We start from the raw sequence: 16,024 nt of genomic DNA, 5'->3' as shown, positions 1-16,024 counted from the left end.
TCATCCGGCGGATGAGCATCCCCCCGCCGACGGCCCCGGCTTCCGGCCGCCCCCATGTCCTCATCGTCGGTTGCGGCTTCGGCGGCCTGGAGGCGGCGCGCAAGCTGCAGAAAGCCGACGTCGACATCACGATCGTCGACAAGACCAACCACCATCTGTTCCAGCCGCTGCTCTACCAGGTGGCCACCGCGGGCCTGGCCGCGCCGTCCATCGCGGCGCCGATCCGGGTGCTGTTCCGCGGCCATTCCAACGTGACGACGCTGCTCGGCGAAGTGACGCAGATCGATCCCGCGGCCCGCACGGTGCAACTGGCCGACGGCAGCCAGCTGGGCTGGGACCACCTGATCGTCGCCGCCGGCTCCACCCACAGCTACTTCGGCAACGACGCCTGGGAACCGATGGCACCCGGCCTCAAGACCCTGGCCGACGCCTTCGAGATCCGCCGCCGCGTGCTGGTGAGCTTCGAGGCGGCCGAGGTCGAGACCGATCCGGTGCGGCGGCGCGCGCTGCTGACCTTCGCGGTCATCGGCGCCGGCCCGACCGGGGTCGAGATGGCCGGCACGCTGGCCGAAATCGCCCGCCATACCCTCGAAGGCGAGTTCCGCCACATCGACCCGAGCAGCGCCGAGGTGCTGCTGATCGAGGGTGGTCCCCGCGTGCTTCAGGCGATGCCCGAGTCGCTGAGCCAGCGGGCGCTGGAACAGTTGCAGAAGCTCGGCGTCCAGGTCCGGCTCAACGCCCGCGTCACCGCGATCGACGCAACCGGGCTGCAGATCGCCTCCCCGTTCAGCGATGGCGGCGCCGGCCTCGGCAGCCACCGCATCGACTGCGGCTGCGTGATCTGGGCCGCCGGCGTCGCCGCCTCGCCGCTCGGCCGGATGCTGGCCGCGGCCACCGGCGCCGAGACCGACCGCGCCGGCCGGGTCAAGGTCCTGCCCGACCTGAGCCTGCCGGGCCGGCCCGACATCAGCGTGGTCGGCGACCTGGCGGCCGCGATGAGCCACCAGCCCGGCAAAGAGCCGACGCCGGTGCCCGGCGTCTCGCCCGGTGCCAAGCAGATGGGACGCGCCGCGGCCTCGAACATCCTGCGCCGGATCGCGGGCCAGCCGACCGAGCCCTTCCGCTACAGCGACTACGGCAACCTCGCCACCATCGGCCGCAACTCGGCCGTGGTCGACCTCGGCAGCCCGTTCGGGCCGCTGCGCTTTTCGGGCAAGCTGGCGTGGCTGTTCTGGCTGTTCGCGCACATCTACTTCCTGATCGGTTTCCGCAACCGCTTCGTGGTGCTGATGGACTGGGCCAGCGCCTACTGGAGCTTCCAGCGCTATGCGCGGGTCGTGGCGGACGTCCGCGCCAAGGGGAAAGACTGATGGCACGCATCGAGCAGAAACTGCAGATCCTCGGCCTGTCGCTGCCGCCGCCCGCCAAGCTGCCGCCCGGTGTGGTGCTGCCCTTTCCGTGGGTCCGGCTGGTCGGCCGGCGGGCGTTCATATCGGGCCACGGCCCGACCGCCAGCGACGGCGGACTCGCCCTGCCGCTGGGCAAGGTCGGGCGCGAACTCAGCGTCGAGCAGGGCTATGAAGCGGCACGCCTGGCAGCGCTCGGCATCCTCGGCAGCCTGCAGCGCGCCCTCGGCGACCTCGACCGCGTCAGCGCCTGGGTGCGGGTGTTCGGCATGGTCAACGCCGCGGCCGGCTTCAACCGCATGCCGGCCGTGATCAACGGCTTCTCGGACCTGATCCTCGAACTCTACGGCCCCGAGGTCGGGGCCCACGCGCGCAGCGCGGTCGGCCTGGCCGAACTGCCCTTCGACATCCCGGTCGAGATCGAGGCCGAGGTCGAGTTCGACGGCGGCAGCTGATCGGCGTCGGTCAGCGTCTTCAGGAACGCGACCACGTCGCGGATCTCCGCTTCGCTCAAGGCCGGCCGGTCGCCGCGATGCTGGCCGAAGGGCGGCTCGGTGTTGACGTTCCCGTGGTACTGCGCGGGCAGGTCGTCGAACGGCACCGTCCGGCCCCTGGCGTCGCGCCCGTACCAGCGCCCCGGCGCGCTGTCGCGCTGCGCATAGAAGCGCACGGCCTCCTCCAGCGAATGGAACACGCCGTTGTGGAAGAAGGCCTGGCGCAGCGCGACGTTGCGCAGGCTCGGCGTGCGGAACAGGCCGCAATATTCGGGGTGGTCCCGCAGGTCGGTGCGGATCGGCCCGCACAGGCCGAGGTCGTGGAAGTCCGGATCCGCGTTGGCCGCCAAGCCGCGATGGCGCGGCACGCCGATGGCGATCATGCCGAAGTCGGTGAACAGCGGAAAAGCGCCGTCCGGCGTGCGTTCGCTGATGTGGCAGGCGGCGCAGTTGCCCTTGTCCGGCGCGTTGAAGAGCTTCAGCCCGCGGGCCTCGGCGGCGTCCAGTTTCAGCTGGCCGCGCAGCACGCCGTCGAACTTGCTCGTGAACGGATAGAAGTCGGCGGGCGACTGCTGGAACACCTCCAGCGCCAGACTGGCGGCCCGGAACGCCGCCGCGTCGTCCTGGAACAGGTCGTCGCCGAAGGCCGCCCGCAGCTCGTCCGCATACGCGGCCCGCGCGAGCTTGTGCGCCACCTCTTCGATCGAGGCGTTCGCCATCTCGGCCGCCGACAGCAGGGGCAGCGCGGCCTGCGCGTGGGCAGAATCGGCACGGCCGTCCCACATGTGGCCGCCGGTCGGTCCGGCATCGATGCTGTCATCGCCGTCGTTGTCGTGATGGTGCTCGCTGAAGGCGGCGAGCGTCTGCAGGTAACGCAGCGACGGTGAAGCACGCGGCCCCGGCGTGCGGCCGTCGGCGCCGCCGAGTTGCACCGACAGCGCGTTCGGCGGGCCGTAGGCATGGCGCGGGTCATGGCAGCTGGCGCACGATTGCGTGCCGGATGCCGACAAAGAGGCGTCGAAGAAGATCCGTCGGCCCAGGGCGGTCAATTGCGCGGCACCGGGTTGCGGCCGGCCGGGGACCGGTGCATAGGTCGCTCCCACGTAGGCAGGGACCGGCGCCGTGGCGGGCGTGGCGGCCGCTGCCTGCGGCGCCGGTCGTTCGCAGCCGACCAGCGCCATGGCGAGCAGGACGGTGAGACCGTGCGGGACGAAGCGGGAGAACGACGGAAACAAGAGCGGCATCGAGGGGCGCCGCCTTCAGGGAACGGAGGCGGTGCGGGGAGCCCAGCCTATCCGGGACCCGTGTCAGCGCCATGACAGCCGCGCTGAAATCTCCTTGTCACGAAGCCGGCAGAGCATCGCGGACGCTGGCCATTCGGCCAGCTCATCGACATCCAAGAACACCTCACATGATGAACCGCACTTCCAACAGCGAACGCGCTCCCCTGCGCGCCAAGTTCCTGCGCCTCGCGCCCTGGCCCGCCTCGATCATCGCCGTCGCGGTGGTCGCCGCCTGCGGCGGAGGCAGCAGCGGATCGAACTTCGGTTTCCTGCCGACCAGCGCCGCCACGCCGACCACCTCGGGCGTGGTCACCGGCAGCTACTACCGCAATGCCAAGGTCTGCATCGACGCCAACAACAACGGCCGCTGCGACAGCGGCGAGGCCAGCGCCGTCACCGACGCCAACGGCGCGTTCAAGGTCAACGGCCAGGGCGCGCTGGTGGCCGAGATCGGCACCGCGAGCAAGCGCTTCGACCCGGCCACCGGCGTCGAGAGCGCCGTCACCGATGCGCTGGTGTTCCGCGCGCCGGCCGGCGCCAACGGCGTGGTGAGCGCCATCAGCACCGAGCTCGCCGCGCTGATGGATGCCAACGGCGGCGACCTGGCCGCCGCCCGCACCGCGCTGGCCGCGCGCATCGGCGTCAGCGAGGCCCAGCTGCTGGCCGACCACAACAAGATCACCGACGTCGCCGTCCGGACCGCGCTGCAGGTGGAGATCGACCAGTCGATCGAGCGCATCGCCGAGGCCGTGGCCGAGGCCGGCGCGGGCGGCAACATCGCGCAGGCGCTGCGCAACCGCTTCGCGCTCGAGCAGATCCAGAACGTGGTCGTCATCTACGCCGAGAACCGCGGCTTCGACAACCTCTACGGGCTCTATCCCGGCGCCAACGGCATCCCGGGCGTCAACCCTTCGTCGACCGGCAGCGTCGAGGCGCAGAAGGACTTCGACGGCTCGGTGCTGCCGGCACTTCCGCCGGTCTGGGGCGGCGTCACCGCCAGCGGGCAGACCACCGTGATCACGCAGGCGCAGACGGTAGGCATGCCCAACAAGATGTTCCGCATCGACGATCCCGCGGGCTTCTTCAACACCGGCACCGCGATCGACGGCACCACCATCACGCGCGACCTGGTCCATCGCTTCTACAACAACCAGATGCAGATCAACGGCGGCAAGAACGACAAGTTCGCAGCCTACTCCGACGCCGGTGCGCTGAGCATGGGCTACTTCGACGGCAGCCAGATGAAGCTGTGGAAGCTGGCGCAGGAGAACACCCTGGCCGACAACTTCTACATGGGCGCCTTCGGCGGCTCGTTCCTCAACCACCAGTACCTGGTGTGCGCCTGCGCGCCGGTCTATCCCAATGCCGACGCTGACAGCTCGCCGGCCAAGGCCTCGATCTCGGCCATCGACGTCGATGCCAGCGGCAACTTCGTCCGCCTCACGCCGGCCGCCACCTCGCCGGCCTCGGTCCTGGCCGGCGCCGCGGTCTACAAGAACGACAACACGCTGACGCCCAAGGACGCCAGCGGCAATTTCTATGCAGTGAACACGATGCAGCCGCCCTACCAGCCGAGCAGCAATGCGCCGGCGGCCGGCGACAGCACCAAGCTCTATGCCGACCCGACCAAGGCCAACACGCTGCCGCCGCAGACCCAGACCACCATCGGCGACCTGCTCGACAAGAAGGGGCTCAGCTGGGCCTGGTATGGCGGCGCCTGGAACAGCACCACCGCCATCGCCGAGGGCGACCGCAAGTTCCCGGCCGCCGTGCCGCCGGCGGCGCAGTCGCCGAACTTCCAGTTCCACCACCAGCCCTTCAACTACTACGCGAGCTTCGACCCGGTGGCGCACGCCGACGCCCGCGCCGCGCACCTGAAGGATTTCGACAGCGACTTCCTGAAGGACGCCGCCGCCGGCAAGCTGCCCGCCGTGAGCTTCTACAAGCCGCAGGGCAACCTGAACCAGCACAACGGCTACGCCAACATCAAGGACGGCGACGAGCACATCGCCGACCTGGTCGCGAAACTCAAGGCCAGCCCGCAATGGGGCCACATGCTGGTCGTCATCACCTACGACGAGAACGGCGGCTTCTACGACCACGCCGCGGTGCCCAAGGGCGACCGCTGGGGCCCGGGGACGCGCATCCCGGCGCTGATCGTCTCGCCCTTCTCGAAGAAGGGCTACGTCGACAAGACCCCGTACGACACCGCCTCGACCCTGCGCTTCATCACGCACCGCTGGTCGCTGCCGCCGCTGCAGGGCCTGCTCGAGCGCGATGCGGCGCTGGTGAAGAACGGCGCCCATCCGATGGGCGACCTCACGGCCGCGCTGGACTTCGGCGGCAAGTCCTGATGCGCATGGGGCCGGGGGCGTTGCGCGCCCCGGCCTGCGGCGGCAGGCGGCGACTGGCTCAGGCGCTGCCGCTCTCGGCCTCCTGCAGCAGCCGCCACATCACCTTGCCGCTGCCGCTCTTGGGCAGCGCGTCGACGAACTGCACCGCGCGCGGGATCTTGTAGACCGCCATGTTCTCGCGGCACCAGTCGATGATCTCCTGCTCGGTCGTGTCCTTGTGCGTGGGGCGCAGCACCACCACCGCCTTGACCGACTCGCCGCGGTAGGCGTCCTTGGTGCCGATCACGCAGGCCTCCTGGATCGCGGGATGGCGGAACATCAGCAGCTCGACCTCCGCCGGCCAGACCTTGAAGCCGCTGGCGTTGATCATCCGCTTGAGGCGGTCGGTGATGAAGAAGTAGCCGTCCTCGTCCATGCGCCCCATGTCGCCCGAGCGGAAGAAGCGCTGGCCCTCGAACTCGATGAAGGCCGCGGCCGTGGCGTCGGGCCGCTTCCAGTAGCCCTCGAAAACGCCCGGGCCGCGCATGATGATCTCGCCCGATTCGCCGACCGGCATCTCGACCAGGGTGTCGGGGTCGACCACCCGCGCGTCGGTGCTCATGTAGGGGATGCCCAGGCACTGCTGCTTCGGGTTTTCGAACGGGTTGGCGTGCGAGGGCGCGGCGGTCTCGGTGAGGCCGTAGCCTTCCTGGTACTTGAGGCCGAACTGCTCGAACAGGCGCTGGGCCACGGCCTGCGGCATCGCGGCACCGCCGCCGCCGATGTAGCTCAGGCTGCTGAGGTCGTAGCTGGCGAAATTCGGGCTGGCCATCAGGTCGATGACCATGGTCGGGATGTTGGTCCAGCTGGTGACCTTGCGGCGCGAGATCAGGCGCCCGGCGACGTCGCGGTCCCAGCGCGGCATGATGACCAGCGTGCCGCCGATCAGCACCGTGGTGTGCATCATGCTGACCACGCCGGTGATGTGGAACATCGGCACCACGGCCAGCACCACCACCTCGGCCGAGCCCAGGCCCCAGAGCTGGCCGGCGCAGGCATTGTGCATCAGGCTCGAATGATGGTGGATGCAGCCCTTGGGCAGGCCGGTGGTGCCGCTGGTGTAGGGCAGCAGCGCCATGTCGTCGGCACCCACCACGTGCTCGGGCGGCGGATGGCCAGCGGCGAGCGCCTCGGTCCAGCGCATCACGGCGCCGCCCTCCAGGGCCGGCAGCGGATGCTGCGTCAGCAGCCAGTCGCGCCATGCCGGCGCCGGGGCCTCGTCGCCGGTCACTTCGGGGTCGAAGGTGTCGGTGAACTGGGTGACGATCATGTGCGCCAGCCGGTCCTTGGGATCGAGCGCATTGCTGGCCTTGGCCAGCTCGGGTGCCAGGTCGCCGGTGGTGATCGCGAACTTGGCATCCGGGTCGGTGATGTAGTGCTTGAGCTCCTCGGCCCGGTTCATCGGGTTGACCGGCACCACGACCGCATTGGCCCGCAGGATCGCGAAATGCGCGATCACCAGCTGGGGGCAGTTCTGCATGTCCAGAATGACGCGGTCGCCGCGCTGCACGCCCAGCGCGTGCAAGGTGCCGGCCAGCCGCTCGGCCTGGGCCGCGAACTCGGCATAGCTGATCTCGCTGCCGAAGAAGACCAGCGCGGGCTTGCGCGGATAGCGCGCGGCATTGACCGCCAGGTTGTGCCAGAGCGAGGTCGCGGGCACGGTGATCGAATGGGGCAGGCGCTGGGGCCAGAACTTGTAGTGCGGTCGATCCATACAGTCTCCAGAGAGCGTGAGAGCCTACGATGCCCGGCCGCGCCGACGCATCGGGGAAGCCCCGACAGACGTCACCTGGGCGACTCCCTCTTGCCGCCAGGAAAAAGCCGGCTACCGCCATCGACCGACAGACGCGGCGCCCGATCTGCCGTAAAAGAGCAGCCTCTCAACCCATTTCGACGAGGAGCTTCCATGGCTGCAGACAAGCACGCGAGCGTTCACTGGGAAGGCGCCGGCAAGACCGGCAAGGGCCTGATCAGCACCGAGACCGGGGCGATCAAGGACTACCCCTACGGCTTCGCCAGCCGCTTCGAGGACGACAAGCGCGGCACCAACCCCGAAGAGATCCTGGGCGCGGCGCACGCCGGCTGCCTGACGATGGCCTTCGCCTTCGCACTCGAAGGCGCGGGCCTGACCGCCACCTCGATCGACACCAAGGCCGCCGTGCGGCTGGCCAAGGACGGTCCGGGCTTCAAGATCGATCGCATCCAGCTCGAACTCGAAGCCGTGGTGCCGGGCCTCGACGAGGCGAAGTTCCAGGAACTCGCGGCCGGCGCCAAGGCCGGCTGCCCGCTGTCGAAGGCGCTGGCGAGCGTGCCGGAGATCACGCTGAAAGCCACGCTCAAGTCCTGACGCCCGAGGCCGCCGGGCCGCTGTTTATGATCGCCCTCACAACGAGGAGACACGCATGAACATGGCCCGCAAAGGCATCGCCGCACTGCTGTGGCTGGCGGTTTCGACGGCCGCCCTGGCCGCCTTTCCCGACAAGCCGATCAAGATCGTCATCGGCTTCCCGGCCGGCGGCCCGCTCGACCAGCATGCGCGGCTGCTCATCGACCGGCTGCAGGCGGTGCTGGGCCAGCCCCTGATCGTCGACTACAAGCCCGGCGCCGGCGGCTCGGTCGGCGCCGAGGCGGTCGCCAAGAGCGCACCCGACGGCTACACCCTGATGCTGGCGAACACCGGCGTCGCGGTGATCAACGGCGCGCTCTACGCCAAGCTGCCCTACGACACGCTGCGCGACTTCACGCCGATCGCCCGCACCGCGATGCAGCCGCTCGCGCTGCTGGTCACGCCCAAGCTGCCGGTCCAGAACCTGCGGCAGTTCGTCGACTACGCCCGCGCCCGGCCCGGCCAGCTCAACTACGGCTCGGCCGGCAACGGCGGCATCAGCCACCTGGTGCCCGAGATGTTCAAGAGCGCGACCGGCATCTTCATGGTCCATATCCCCTACCGGGGCAGCGCGCCGGCCTTCACCGACCTGATGGGCGGCCAGGTGCAGTTCATGGCCGAGTCGATCCCGCAGGCGGCCAATTACCACAAGCAGGGCAAGGTGCGGGCACTGGCCGTGACCAGCGCCGCCCGCAATCCGGCGCTGCCCGAGGTGCCGACCGTGATCGAGGCCGGCATCAAGGGCTTCGAAGTGGTCGGCTTCTATGGCTTCCTGGCGCCGGCGGGCACGCCCAAGGACGTCGTCGCCAAGCTCAGCGACGCCTTCAGGCAGGTGCTGACCAGCCCCGAGGTGCGCGAGCGCATGGTGAGCCAGGGCGCCGATCCGGCCTTCCTGGGCAGCGAAGACTTCGCGAAGTTCCTGGCCGCCGAAACCCCGCGCTGGGACAAGGCGGTGAAGGCGTCGGGCGCGAAGATGGACTGAGGGCCGGGCAAAGCTCGCCCTACAACTTTCGGACGGCTTCAAACGCGCAATCCGTGTAGTCACAATGTCTTACATGGATCATCTTTATTTTTCTCGCCGCCCCGACCCCGCACCCGACGGCCTGTTCGGCGGCCGGCGGCCCAGGCTGGCGCCGGAGCAATTGGAGCGGCGGCCCGCCCCGGACAGTCCGCCGAAGCCGCTGACCCCCGCCGAACTGGCCCAGGTGGCCCGGGCATGGCGGCGGCGGGCCGATGGTTCGTCGATGCTGGTCGCCGAGGCGCTGGAGACCGTGGCCGCCCGGCGCGCTCCACCGCCCATTGAAACGCTCTTCTCGACGCCGCCGCCGAAATCCGTCGTCCGGAGGATTTCGGAGTTCATGGGCTTGTAGAGTGTCGATCCTGCAGATCACGGTCTAGACACGCCGACCGAGTATCTGTTCGAATATCGGGGTGACTGCCCCTGGATCCTTTAGCACGCGCCCCGCAATTGCAGACGATGTGGAGCAGATGTTCGAGTGCTATGCCAGGACGATGCGATGTCACGTTGAGCCAGTGTGGGGCTGGGATCCGGAGTTCCAGCGGCAAGGGTTCGCGCGTGGCCTGTCCCTCGGATCAACGAAGGTTGTCGAGGTGAACGGCGAGTTTGGCGGATTCGTTTGGCTGCAGAAGTCGCCGGAAAGCACAATGCTGCGCCTGATTTGCTTGGACCCTCGCTATCAACGATCGGGAATCGGTTCACGATTGCTCATGGCACTGGTTGCGCGAGTACGTCGATTGCGCCTCAAGGTGTTCAAGACGAACCCTGCCGTCGCGTTATACGGTCGCCTTGGGTTTGTTCCAGTCGCTGAGGATGACCACATGGTCGAGATGGTTCACGTTGGAGCCGCGGCCGGCACGGCCGGCCGACCCAAGCCACACCACGCTCCCACGTGGGAAGATTGAGTTTCGCAGCGCCGACCAACGAGAAACCTGTAACAGTCCGCGACTGTCGAATTTTTCACACCCAAACGCGCCGGAGAGCGCGAAAATCGGGGTGTTAATCATTGCTGCAAGTGCAATCAAGGTTAGGCCCGCCTCGTGCGGGCCTTTTTTTCGCCAGCACGTACGCGGACGCATGCATGCACCAGCTTCTTGCATACAAGCAGGCATGAAAGCTGCTGATGTGCAGGCATGTCCATCAGCGCTCCCGAAATCAGTGCACGCATCGTCGAAGCGGTGATGGCGCAGAAGCTCGCGCCCGGCGCCCGCCTGGGCGAGCAGCAGCTCGCGATGCTGTTCGACTGCAGCCGCACCATCGTGCGCGAGGCGCTGACACGGCTCGCGGCCCGCGGCATCGTCACCGTGAGCGCGCGCCGCGGCTGGTTCGTGATCGAACCCTCGCAGGACGAGGCGCGCGAAGCCTTCGAAGCCCGCCGCGTGATCGAGTCCGGCCTGATCCGCAGCGCCGGCGCCATCGGCCGCGACGCGCTGCGAGCCCTCAAGGCACACCTCAAGCGCGAGAAGGCCGCACTGAAGGACAGCGACATCGGCAACCGCAGCTACCTGCTGGGCGACTTCCACGTCTGCCTGGCCGAATGCCTCGGCAACTCGCTGCTGGCCGACACGCTGCGCGACTTCACCGCGCGCACGACGCTGATCGCGATGCTCTACCAGTCTTCGCACGACGCCGCGCAGTCCTGCGAGGACCATGTGCGCATCGTCGCGGCACTCGAGCGCGGCGACACCGCGGCCGCCGAGGCCCTGATGAGCGAACACATCGGCACCGTGCAGTCGGCGCTGCGCGTGCCGTCACCGACCGACCCGCTGGCCCGGCTGCGCGATGCGCTGGCGCCGATGCAGGGCGCGGCCGACCCCACCCGGAGCGAGGCACAGCTCTTGCGTACCACCCCCGCCAGGAGGGGACGCAAGGCGGCCGGACCCGAAGCTTCACCCGACGATTCATCGACCTACCTAGGAGCCCTGTTATGAAGTCATCCAAGCGCAGTTTCGCGCTCGCACTCGCCGCCGTCACGCTGTTCGCCACCGGCTTCGCGCATGCCCAGAGCGCGCTCGACAACGTCATGAAGGCCAAACTCATCAAGATCGCGGTGCCGACCGACTACCCGCCCTACGGCTCCGTCGACAAGACCATGACGCCGCAGGGCCTGGACGTCGAGATGGCGCAGTTGATCGCGAGCAAGCTGGGCGTCAAGGTCGAGCTGGTGCCCGTGACCAGCGCCAACCGCATCCCCTACCTGCAGACCCGCAAGGCCGACCTGGTGATCTCCACCCTGGGCAAGAATGCCGAGCGCGAAAAGGTGATCGACTTCTCGGCCGCCTACGCGCCCTTCTTCCAGGCGGTCTACGCGGGCAAGAACCTCAACATCAAGAGCTTCGCCGACATGGGCGGCAAGACCGTCGCCGTGACCCGCGGCGCGATGGAAGACCAGGAGCTCGCCAAGGTCGCGCCGGCCAGCCTCGAGTACAAGCGATTCGAGGACAACAACGCCACCATCGCCGCCTTCGTGGCCGGCCAGACCCAGACCCTGGCCACCAGCGCCGCGGTCGCCGGCGACATGATGCAGAAGAACCCGCAGCTCGGCGCCGAGTACAAGCTGCTGCTCAAGGACAGCCCCTGCTTCATCGGCATCGCCAAGGGCGAGGACCCGCTGAAGGCCAAGGTCAACGAGATCATCGCCAACGCCAAGAAGGACGGCACGCTCGACGCGATGGCGAAGAAGTGGCTCGGCCGTCCGGCCGGCGACCTTCCGGTCTGATCGCGACGGCCTGCCATGGGCATCGAATTCGACTTCGGCGCGGTCCTCGGCCAATGGCCCCTGCTGGTGCGGGGCGTGCTCTGGACGCTGGGGCTGACGGCCATCGCGACAGTCATCGGCATGGTGGTGGGCGTCGCCTGCGCCTGGTCGCGCGCCAGCGGCCCGGCCTGGCTGCGCTGGCTGGTGGGCAGCTATGTCGAGCTGATCCGCAACACGCCCTTCATCGTGCAGCTGTTCTTCATCTTCTTCGGCCTGCCCGCGGCCGGCTTCAAGCTGTCGCCCGAAGTGGCGTCGGTGATCGCGATGGTGATGAACCTCGGCGCCTACGCGACGGAGATCATCCGCGCCGGCATCGAGGCCACGCCGCGCGGCCAGATCGAGGCCGCCGTGAGCCTGGCGCTCAACAAGGTGCAGGTGTTCCTGCGCGTGGTGCTGCCGCCGGCGATGAAGAAGGTCTGGCCGGCGATGGTGAGCCAGATCATCATCGTGATGCTGGGTTCGGCGGTCTGCAGCCAGATCTCGACCGAGGAGCTGAGCTACGCGGCCAACCTGATCCAGAGCCGCAACTTCCGCGCCTTCGAGGCCTTCATCATCGCCACCGTGATCTACCTCGCGTTGTCGGTCGGTGCCCGCCGCCTGCTCAACTGGGCCGGCCCCAAGTACTTCTTCGGAAGGTAGCAAGCCCATGACCGATTTCTCGCTGTGGGACATCCTTCGCAACCTGCTGCTGGCGCTGCGCTGGACCGTGGTGCTGTCGTTGATCGCCTTCGTCGGCGGCGGCGTGGTCGGCGGCCTGCTGCTGTTCGCGCGGCTGTCGGGAGGTCCGGTCGCCGACCGGCTCATCGGCCTCTACGTGCAGGTCTTCCAGGGCACGCCGCTGCTGATGCAGCTGTTCCTGGCCTACTTCGGCATCGCCCTGTTCGGCGTCGACGTCTCGGCCTGGACCGCGGCCTCGGTCGCGCTCACGCTCTATACCAGCGCCTTCCTGACCGAGATCTGGCGCGGCTGCGTAGCCTCCATTCCGAAAGGCCAGTGGGAGGCCTCGGGCAGCCTGGCGCTCCGCTTCGGCGAACAGATGCGCCACGTGATCCTGCCGCAGGCCACGCGCATCGCCGTGGCGCCCACGGTCGGCTTCCTGGTGCAGGTGATCAAGGGCACGGCACTGGCCTCGGTGATCGGCTTCATCGAGCTCACCAAGGCCGGCAGCATGATCTCGAACGCCACCTTCAAGCCCTTCGTGGTGTTCAGTTGCGTCGCCCTGCTTTATTTCGTGCTGTGCTTTCCCGTGAGCCTGTACGCCAAGAACCTCGAGAGGAAGATCAATGTCGCTCGTCGCTGAAGCCCCCGCATCCGAAGCCGCTGCCGCCGCCCGGGTCTCCGCCGCGCCGATCGTGCGCATCACGGCGCTGCGCAAGTCCTATGGCAGCAACGAAGTGCTCAAGGGCATCGACCTGGAGGTCAGGCGCGGCGAGGTGATCGCGATCATCGGCAAGAGCGGCTCCGGCAAGAGCACCCTCCTGCGCTGCATCAACGGCCTCGAGGTGTTTCAGGAAGGCTCGCTCACGGTCGACGGCAAGCCGCTGCTGCACGAGAGCGCGATGGCGATGCGCGAGCTGCGCCAGCGCGTCGGCATGATCTTCCAGAGCTTCAACCTGTTCCCGCACCTGACGGTCGGCAGGAACGTGATGCTGGCGCCGACCCTGGTCAAGAAGCGCAGCGCCATCGAGGCGGCTTCGCAGGCCCGCAAGCTGCTCACGCGGGTCGGCCTGGCCGAAAAGTTCGACGCCATGCCCGATCAGCTCTCGGGTGGCCAGCAGCAGCGCGTGGCGATCGCCCGCGCCCTGGCGATGGAGCCGGCGGTGCTGCTTTGCGACGAGATCACCTCGGCGCTCGACCCCGAACTGGTGGGCGAGGTGCTGCGCGTGGTGGAGTCGCTGGCGGTCGAGGGCATGACCCTGCTGATGGTGACGCACGAAATGAGCTTCGCACGCAAAGTCAGCGACCGCGTGATCTTCATGCACCAGGGCCGCGTGCACGAGATGGGGCCGCCGGCGGAGTTGTTCGGCAGCCCGAAGACGCCGGAGCTGCAACAGTTTCTTTCATCGTTGCACGACTGATCGAGGGGCGCGGCCGGGAACCCCCGGCCTGTGGCAAGCTCGGAAGGGTATGCCACACCATTCCCGTCGACAGCTGCTGCGCGCCCTGTGGGGCGCCACCGCCATGGCGCCGCTGGCCGCCCTGGCCGGCTTCAACTTCTTCACCAGCGAATACACCGCCACCCGCGAGGAACTCCAGGCGCAGGTCGCCAAGCGCTTCCCGGTGCAGCAGCGCTACGCCGAGATCTTCACGGTCGGCCTGCGCGATCCCCAGCTCAGTCTCGACGCCCGCAACAACCGGGCGGCGATCACCGCGGTGCTCTCGATCGCCAGCCCGCTGCTGCGGCCCTCGCAAGTCGAAGGCATCGTCACGGTGAGCAGCGCGCTCAAGTACGACGCCGCGGCGCGTGCGGTCCGGCTCGACCGGCCGCAGGCCGACCGGATCGAGCTGCAGGGCCTGGGCGGCCGCGACGCCGAGCGGCTGCAGCAGATCGGCGGCGCGGTCGCGCAGGAACTGCTGCGCGACCAGCCCCTGCGCACCTTCAAGCCGGAAGAACTCACGGTCGGCCGCAAGACCTACGAAATCGGGGACATCACCGTTCAGGACGACGGCATCACCGTCGCGCTGAAATGAGCCGCCCGGCCCTTTGGCTCGCGTCGGCGCTGCTGCTGGCCGGCTGCGCCGCACCGGCGCCGACACAGCAGCGCGCCGTCGACCTGCAAGCCCATCGCGGCGGGCGTGCCCTGGCGCCCGAGAACACGCTCAGCGCCTTCACCCATGCGATCGCCATCGGCGTCACCACGCTCGAACTCGACATCGGCCTGACCGCCGACGACGTGGTCGTGATCTCGCACGACACGGTGCTCAATCCGGACCACACGCGCGACACCCGGGGCAACTTCCTGCCAGCCAAGGGCCCTCCGATCCGCTCGCTGTCGCTGGCGCAATTGCAGACCTACGATGTCGGCCGGATCAATCCCGAGAGCAGCTACGGCAAGCCCTTTCCCAAGCAGTTGTGGCGCGACGGCGAGCGCATTCCGACCCTCGCCGCGCTGTTCGCGCGGGCCAACGAACTCGGCGCGACCGACGTCCGCTTCAACATCGAGACCAAGCTCGACCCCGGGCGGCCGGAAGAAACGGCGTCGCCCGAGCAGATGGTGCGCGCGCTGCTGGCCGAGATCGACAAGGCCGGCATGGCCCCGCGCGTGACGGTGCAGAGCTTCGACTGGCGCACGCTGGCGCTGGTCGGCCAATCGGCGCCGCTGATGCCGCGCGCCTACCTCACGAGCAGCCGGACGCTGCAGGACAGCCGCTGGACCGCGGGCCTGAAGATCGCGGACTTCGGCAGCGCGCCGCGGCTCGTGAAGGCCGCCGCGGGCGACGGCAAAGGGCCGGTGACGTGGTCGCCGGCCTACAACGATCTGAGCCCTGCCCTGGTGCAAGAGGCGCACGCGCTCGGCTTGGCCGTGCTGCCCTGGACCGTCAACCAGCGCGCCGACATGGCGCGCCTGCTGGACTGGGGCGTGGACGGCATCATCACGGACGACCCGGCGATCCTGCGCGACCTGCTCGGCGAGCGGGGCGCACCCCTGCCGCCGAAGCGCGGTCGCTGAGGGCGCTCGATGACGCTGACCTGCTACTGCGCGAAGACTTCCTGCAAGGTTGTCAGAACCGATTTCAATCGGCTGCCCGACACGGCGCCGAGCCGGCGGATCAATCTGGCCTTGCCGACGGCGCGAATCTGATCGAGCAAGATCAGGCCCTTGGTTCCGGCGTGCGTCACCGGCACGCGAAATGGGGCCTCGAAGCCCTTGGAAGCCATCGGCGCGATGATGACCGTGCGCAGATGATCATGCAGTTCCGATGGCGACACCACCACGCAGGGACGGCTCTTCTTGATCTCGCTCCCGATCGTCGGGTCAAGGTTGATCAGCCATATCTCGCCGCGCTTCACCATGCCGACTCATCGTCTTCGGCGTTGGGGAAATCGCCGATCGTCAACACGTCCTCACCGCGCTCGGCCACTTGCCGCGCAGCCTCGGCCCAGCCGCTGCGCACTGCCGCGGCCGGCTTGCGCAGGACGATGGCGTCCCGCTCGACGGTGAGATCGACGACAGCTTCCAGGCCGACCTGCGCGAGCAGTGGCTTGGGAATGACGATCCCGCGAGAATTTCCGATCGCCCGGATAGGAACTTGCAGCGCTTTCATGGTGGCAACAATGTTATCAC

At 68.4% G+C, this 16,024-nt stretch carries 18 protein-coding genes; 14 read left to right on the top strand and 4 right to left on the bottom strand.

Annotation, left to right across the window (positions count from 1 at the left end):
- The first annotated feature begins 11 nt into the window (after positions 1 to 11).
- Both QTI17_RS25920 and QTI17_RS25915 read left to right on the top strand, forming a co-directional pair.
- Positions 12 to 1,370, top strand: a complete 1,359-nt coding sequence (locus tag QTI17_RS25920; protein ID WP_286536554.1) for an NAD(P)/FAD-dependent oxidoreductase — start codon at positions 12 to 14, stop codon at positions 1,368 to 1,370.
- Complete coding sequence (locus QTI17_RS25915; RefSeq protein ID WP_286536553.1) at positions 1,370 to 1,861, top strand: RidA family protein; 492 nt, start codon at positions 1,370 to 1,372, stop codon at positions 1,859 to 1,861. Before QTI17_RS25920 ends, QTI17_RS25915 begins: the two co-directional genes overlap by 1 nt.
- On the opposite strand, the gene QTI17_RS25910 is transcribed toward QTI17_RS25915, so the two are convergent.
- Positions 1,750 to 3,144 carry a cytochrome-c peroxidase gene (locus QTI17_RS25910; RefSeq protein ID WP_286536552.1) on the bottom strand — a complete coding sequence of 465 codons (1,395 nt, stop codon included), beginning with the start codon at positions 3,142 to 3,144 and terminating at the stop codon, positions 1,750 to 1,752. The two genes, QTI17_RS25915 and QTI17_RS25910, sit on opposite strands and share 112 nt — an antisense overlap.
- Positions 3,145 to 3,314: 170 nt before the next feature.
- Here QTI17_RS25910 and acpA point away from each other — a divergent pair, with 170 nt between their 5' ends.
- Positions 3,315 to 5,537 carry an acid phosphatase gene (gene acpA, locus QTI17_RS25905; RefSeq protein WP_286536551.1) on the top strand — a complete coding sequence of 741 codons (2,223 nt, stop codon included), beginning with the start codon at positions 3,315 to 3,317 and terminating at the stop codon, positions 5,535 to 5,537.
- A gap of 58 nt (positions 5,538 to 5,595) precedes the next feature.
- Here the strand turns inward: acpA and QTI17_RS25900 are convergent, their stop codons facing one another.
- Positions 5,596 to 7,290: a long-chain fatty acid--CoA ligase gene (locus QTI17_RS25900; RefSeq protein WP_286536550.1), complete on the bottom strand. Its 1,695-nt coding sequence runs from the start codon at positions 7,288 to 7,290 to the stop codon at positions 5,596 to 5,598.
- Between the two features lie 192 nt (positions 7,291 to 7,482).
- Here QTI17_RS25900 and QTI17_RS25895 point away from each other — a divergent pair, with 192 nt between their 5' ends.
- The 11 genes from QTI17_RS25895 (at position 7,483) to QTI17_RS25850 (ending at position 15,409) form a co-directional block, all read left to right on the top strand.
- Positions 7,483 to 7,923 carry an OsmC family protein gene (locus QTI17_RS25895; protein WP_286536549.1) on the top strand — a complete coding sequence of 147 codons (441 nt, stop codon included), beginning with the start codon at positions 7,483 to 7,485 and terminating at the stop codon, positions 7,921 to 7,923.
- Between the two features lie 55 nt (positions 7,924 to 7,978).
- On the top strand, positions 7,979 to 8,944 hold the full coding sequence (locus tag QTI17_RS25890) for a Bug family tripartite tricarboxylate transporter substrate binding protein (RefSeq protein WP_503011105.1): 966 nt from the start codon (positions 7,979 to 7,981) through the stop codon (positions 8,942 to 8,944).
- 64 nt (positions 8,945 to 9,008) lie between these two features.
- Complete coding sequence (locus tag QTI17_RS25885) at positions 9,009 to 9,332, top strand: hypothetical protein (RefSeq protein WP_286536548.1); 324 nt, start codon at positions 9,009 to 9,011, stop codon at positions 9,330 to 9,332.
- 118 nt (positions 9,333 to 9,450) lie between these two features.
- Entirely contained in the window at positions 9,451 to 9,885 is a 435-nt protein-coding gene (locus tag QTI17_RS35090; RefSeq protein ID WP_353506730.1) for a GNAT family N-acetyltransferase, read from the top strand.
- Positions 9,886 to 10,113: 228 nt separating this feature from the next.
- Positions 10,114 to 10,911, top strand: a complete 798-nt coding sequence (locus QTI17_RS25880; protein WP_286536547.1) for a GntR family transcriptional regulator — start codon at positions 10,114 to 10,116, stop codon at positions 10,909 to 10,911.
- Entirely contained in the window at positions 10,908 to 11,699 is a 792-nt protein-coding gene (locus QTI17_RS25875; protein WP_286536545.1) for a transporter substrate-binding domain-containing protein, read from the top strand. The genes QTI17_RS25880 and QTI17_RS25875 overlap by 4 nt, the downstream gene beginning before the upstream one ends.
- 15 nt (positions 11,700 to 11,714) lie before the next feature.
- On the top strand, positions 11,715 to 12,377 hold the full coding sequence (locus QTI17_RS25870; protein WP_286536544.1) for an amino acid ABC transporter permease: 663 nt from the start codon (positions 11,715 to 11,717) through the stop codon (positions 12,375 to 12,377).
- A 7-nt stretch (positions 12,378 to 12,384) separates the two neighbouring features.
- Entirely contained in the window at positions 12,385 to 13,038 is a 654-nt protein-coding gene (locus QTI17_RS25865) for an amino acid ABC transporter permease (protein WP_286536542.1), read from the top strand.
- Complete coding sequence (locus tag QTI17_RS25860; RefSeq protein WP_286536541.1) at positions 13,022 to 13,816, top strand: amino acid ABC transporter ATP-binding protein; 795 nt, start codon at positions 13,022 to 13,024, stop codon at positions 13,814 to 13,816. The genes QTI17_RS25865 and QTI17_RS25860 overlap by 17 nt, the downstream gene beginning before the upstream one ends.
- 49 nt (positions 13,817 to 13,865) lie before the next feature.
- Entirely contained in the window at positions 13,866 to 14,429 is a 564-nt protein-coding gene (locus tag QTI17_RS25855; protein WP_286536540.1) for a YceB family lipoprotein, read from the top strand.
- Positions 14,426 to 15,409 carry a glycerophosphodiester phosphodiesterase gene (locus QTI17_RS25850; protein WP_286536539.1) on the top strand — a complete coding sequence of 328 codons (984 nt, stop codon included), beginning with the start codon at positions 14,426 to 14,428 and terminating at the stop codon, positions 15,407 to 15,409. The genes QTI17_RS25855 and QTI17_RS25850 overlap by 4 nt, the downstream gene beginning before the upstream one ends.
- 23 nt (positions 15,410 to 15,432) lie before the next feature.
- On the opposite strand, the gene QTI17_RS25845 is transcribed toward QTI17_RS25850, so the two are convergent.
- Together QTI17_RS25845 and QTI17_RS25840 are read right to left on the bottom strand one after the other, a co-directional pair.
- Positions 15,433 to 15,753: a type II toxin-antitoxin system PemK/MazF family toxin gene (locus QTI17_RS25845; protein ID WP_286536538.1), complete on the bottom strand. Its 321-nt coding sequence runs from the start codon at positions 15,751 to 15,753 to the stop codon at positions 15,433 to 15,435.
- Complete coding sequence (locus QTI17_RS25840; RefSeq protein WP_478140757.1) at positions 15,747 to 16,004, bottom strand: AbrB/MazE/SpoVT family DNA-binding domain-containing protein; 258 nt, start codon at positions 16,002 to 16,004, stop codon at positions 15,747 to 15,749. The genes QTI17_RS25845 and QTI17_RS25840 overlap by 7 nt, the downstream gene beginning before the upstream one ends.
- Between the last annotated feature and the right edge of the window lie 20 nt (positions 16,005 to 16,024).

Origin of the sequence: Variovorax sp. J31P179 (assembly GCF_030316985.1) — a bacterium.
GTDB classification, from domain to species: domain Bacteria; phylum Pseudomonadota; class Gammaproteobacteria; order Burkholderiales; family Burkholderiaceae_C; genus Variovorax; species Variovorax ginsengisoli_B.
Note: the sequence above shows the minus strand (reverse complement) of the source record. Positions and strands in the feature narration are given on the sequence as shown.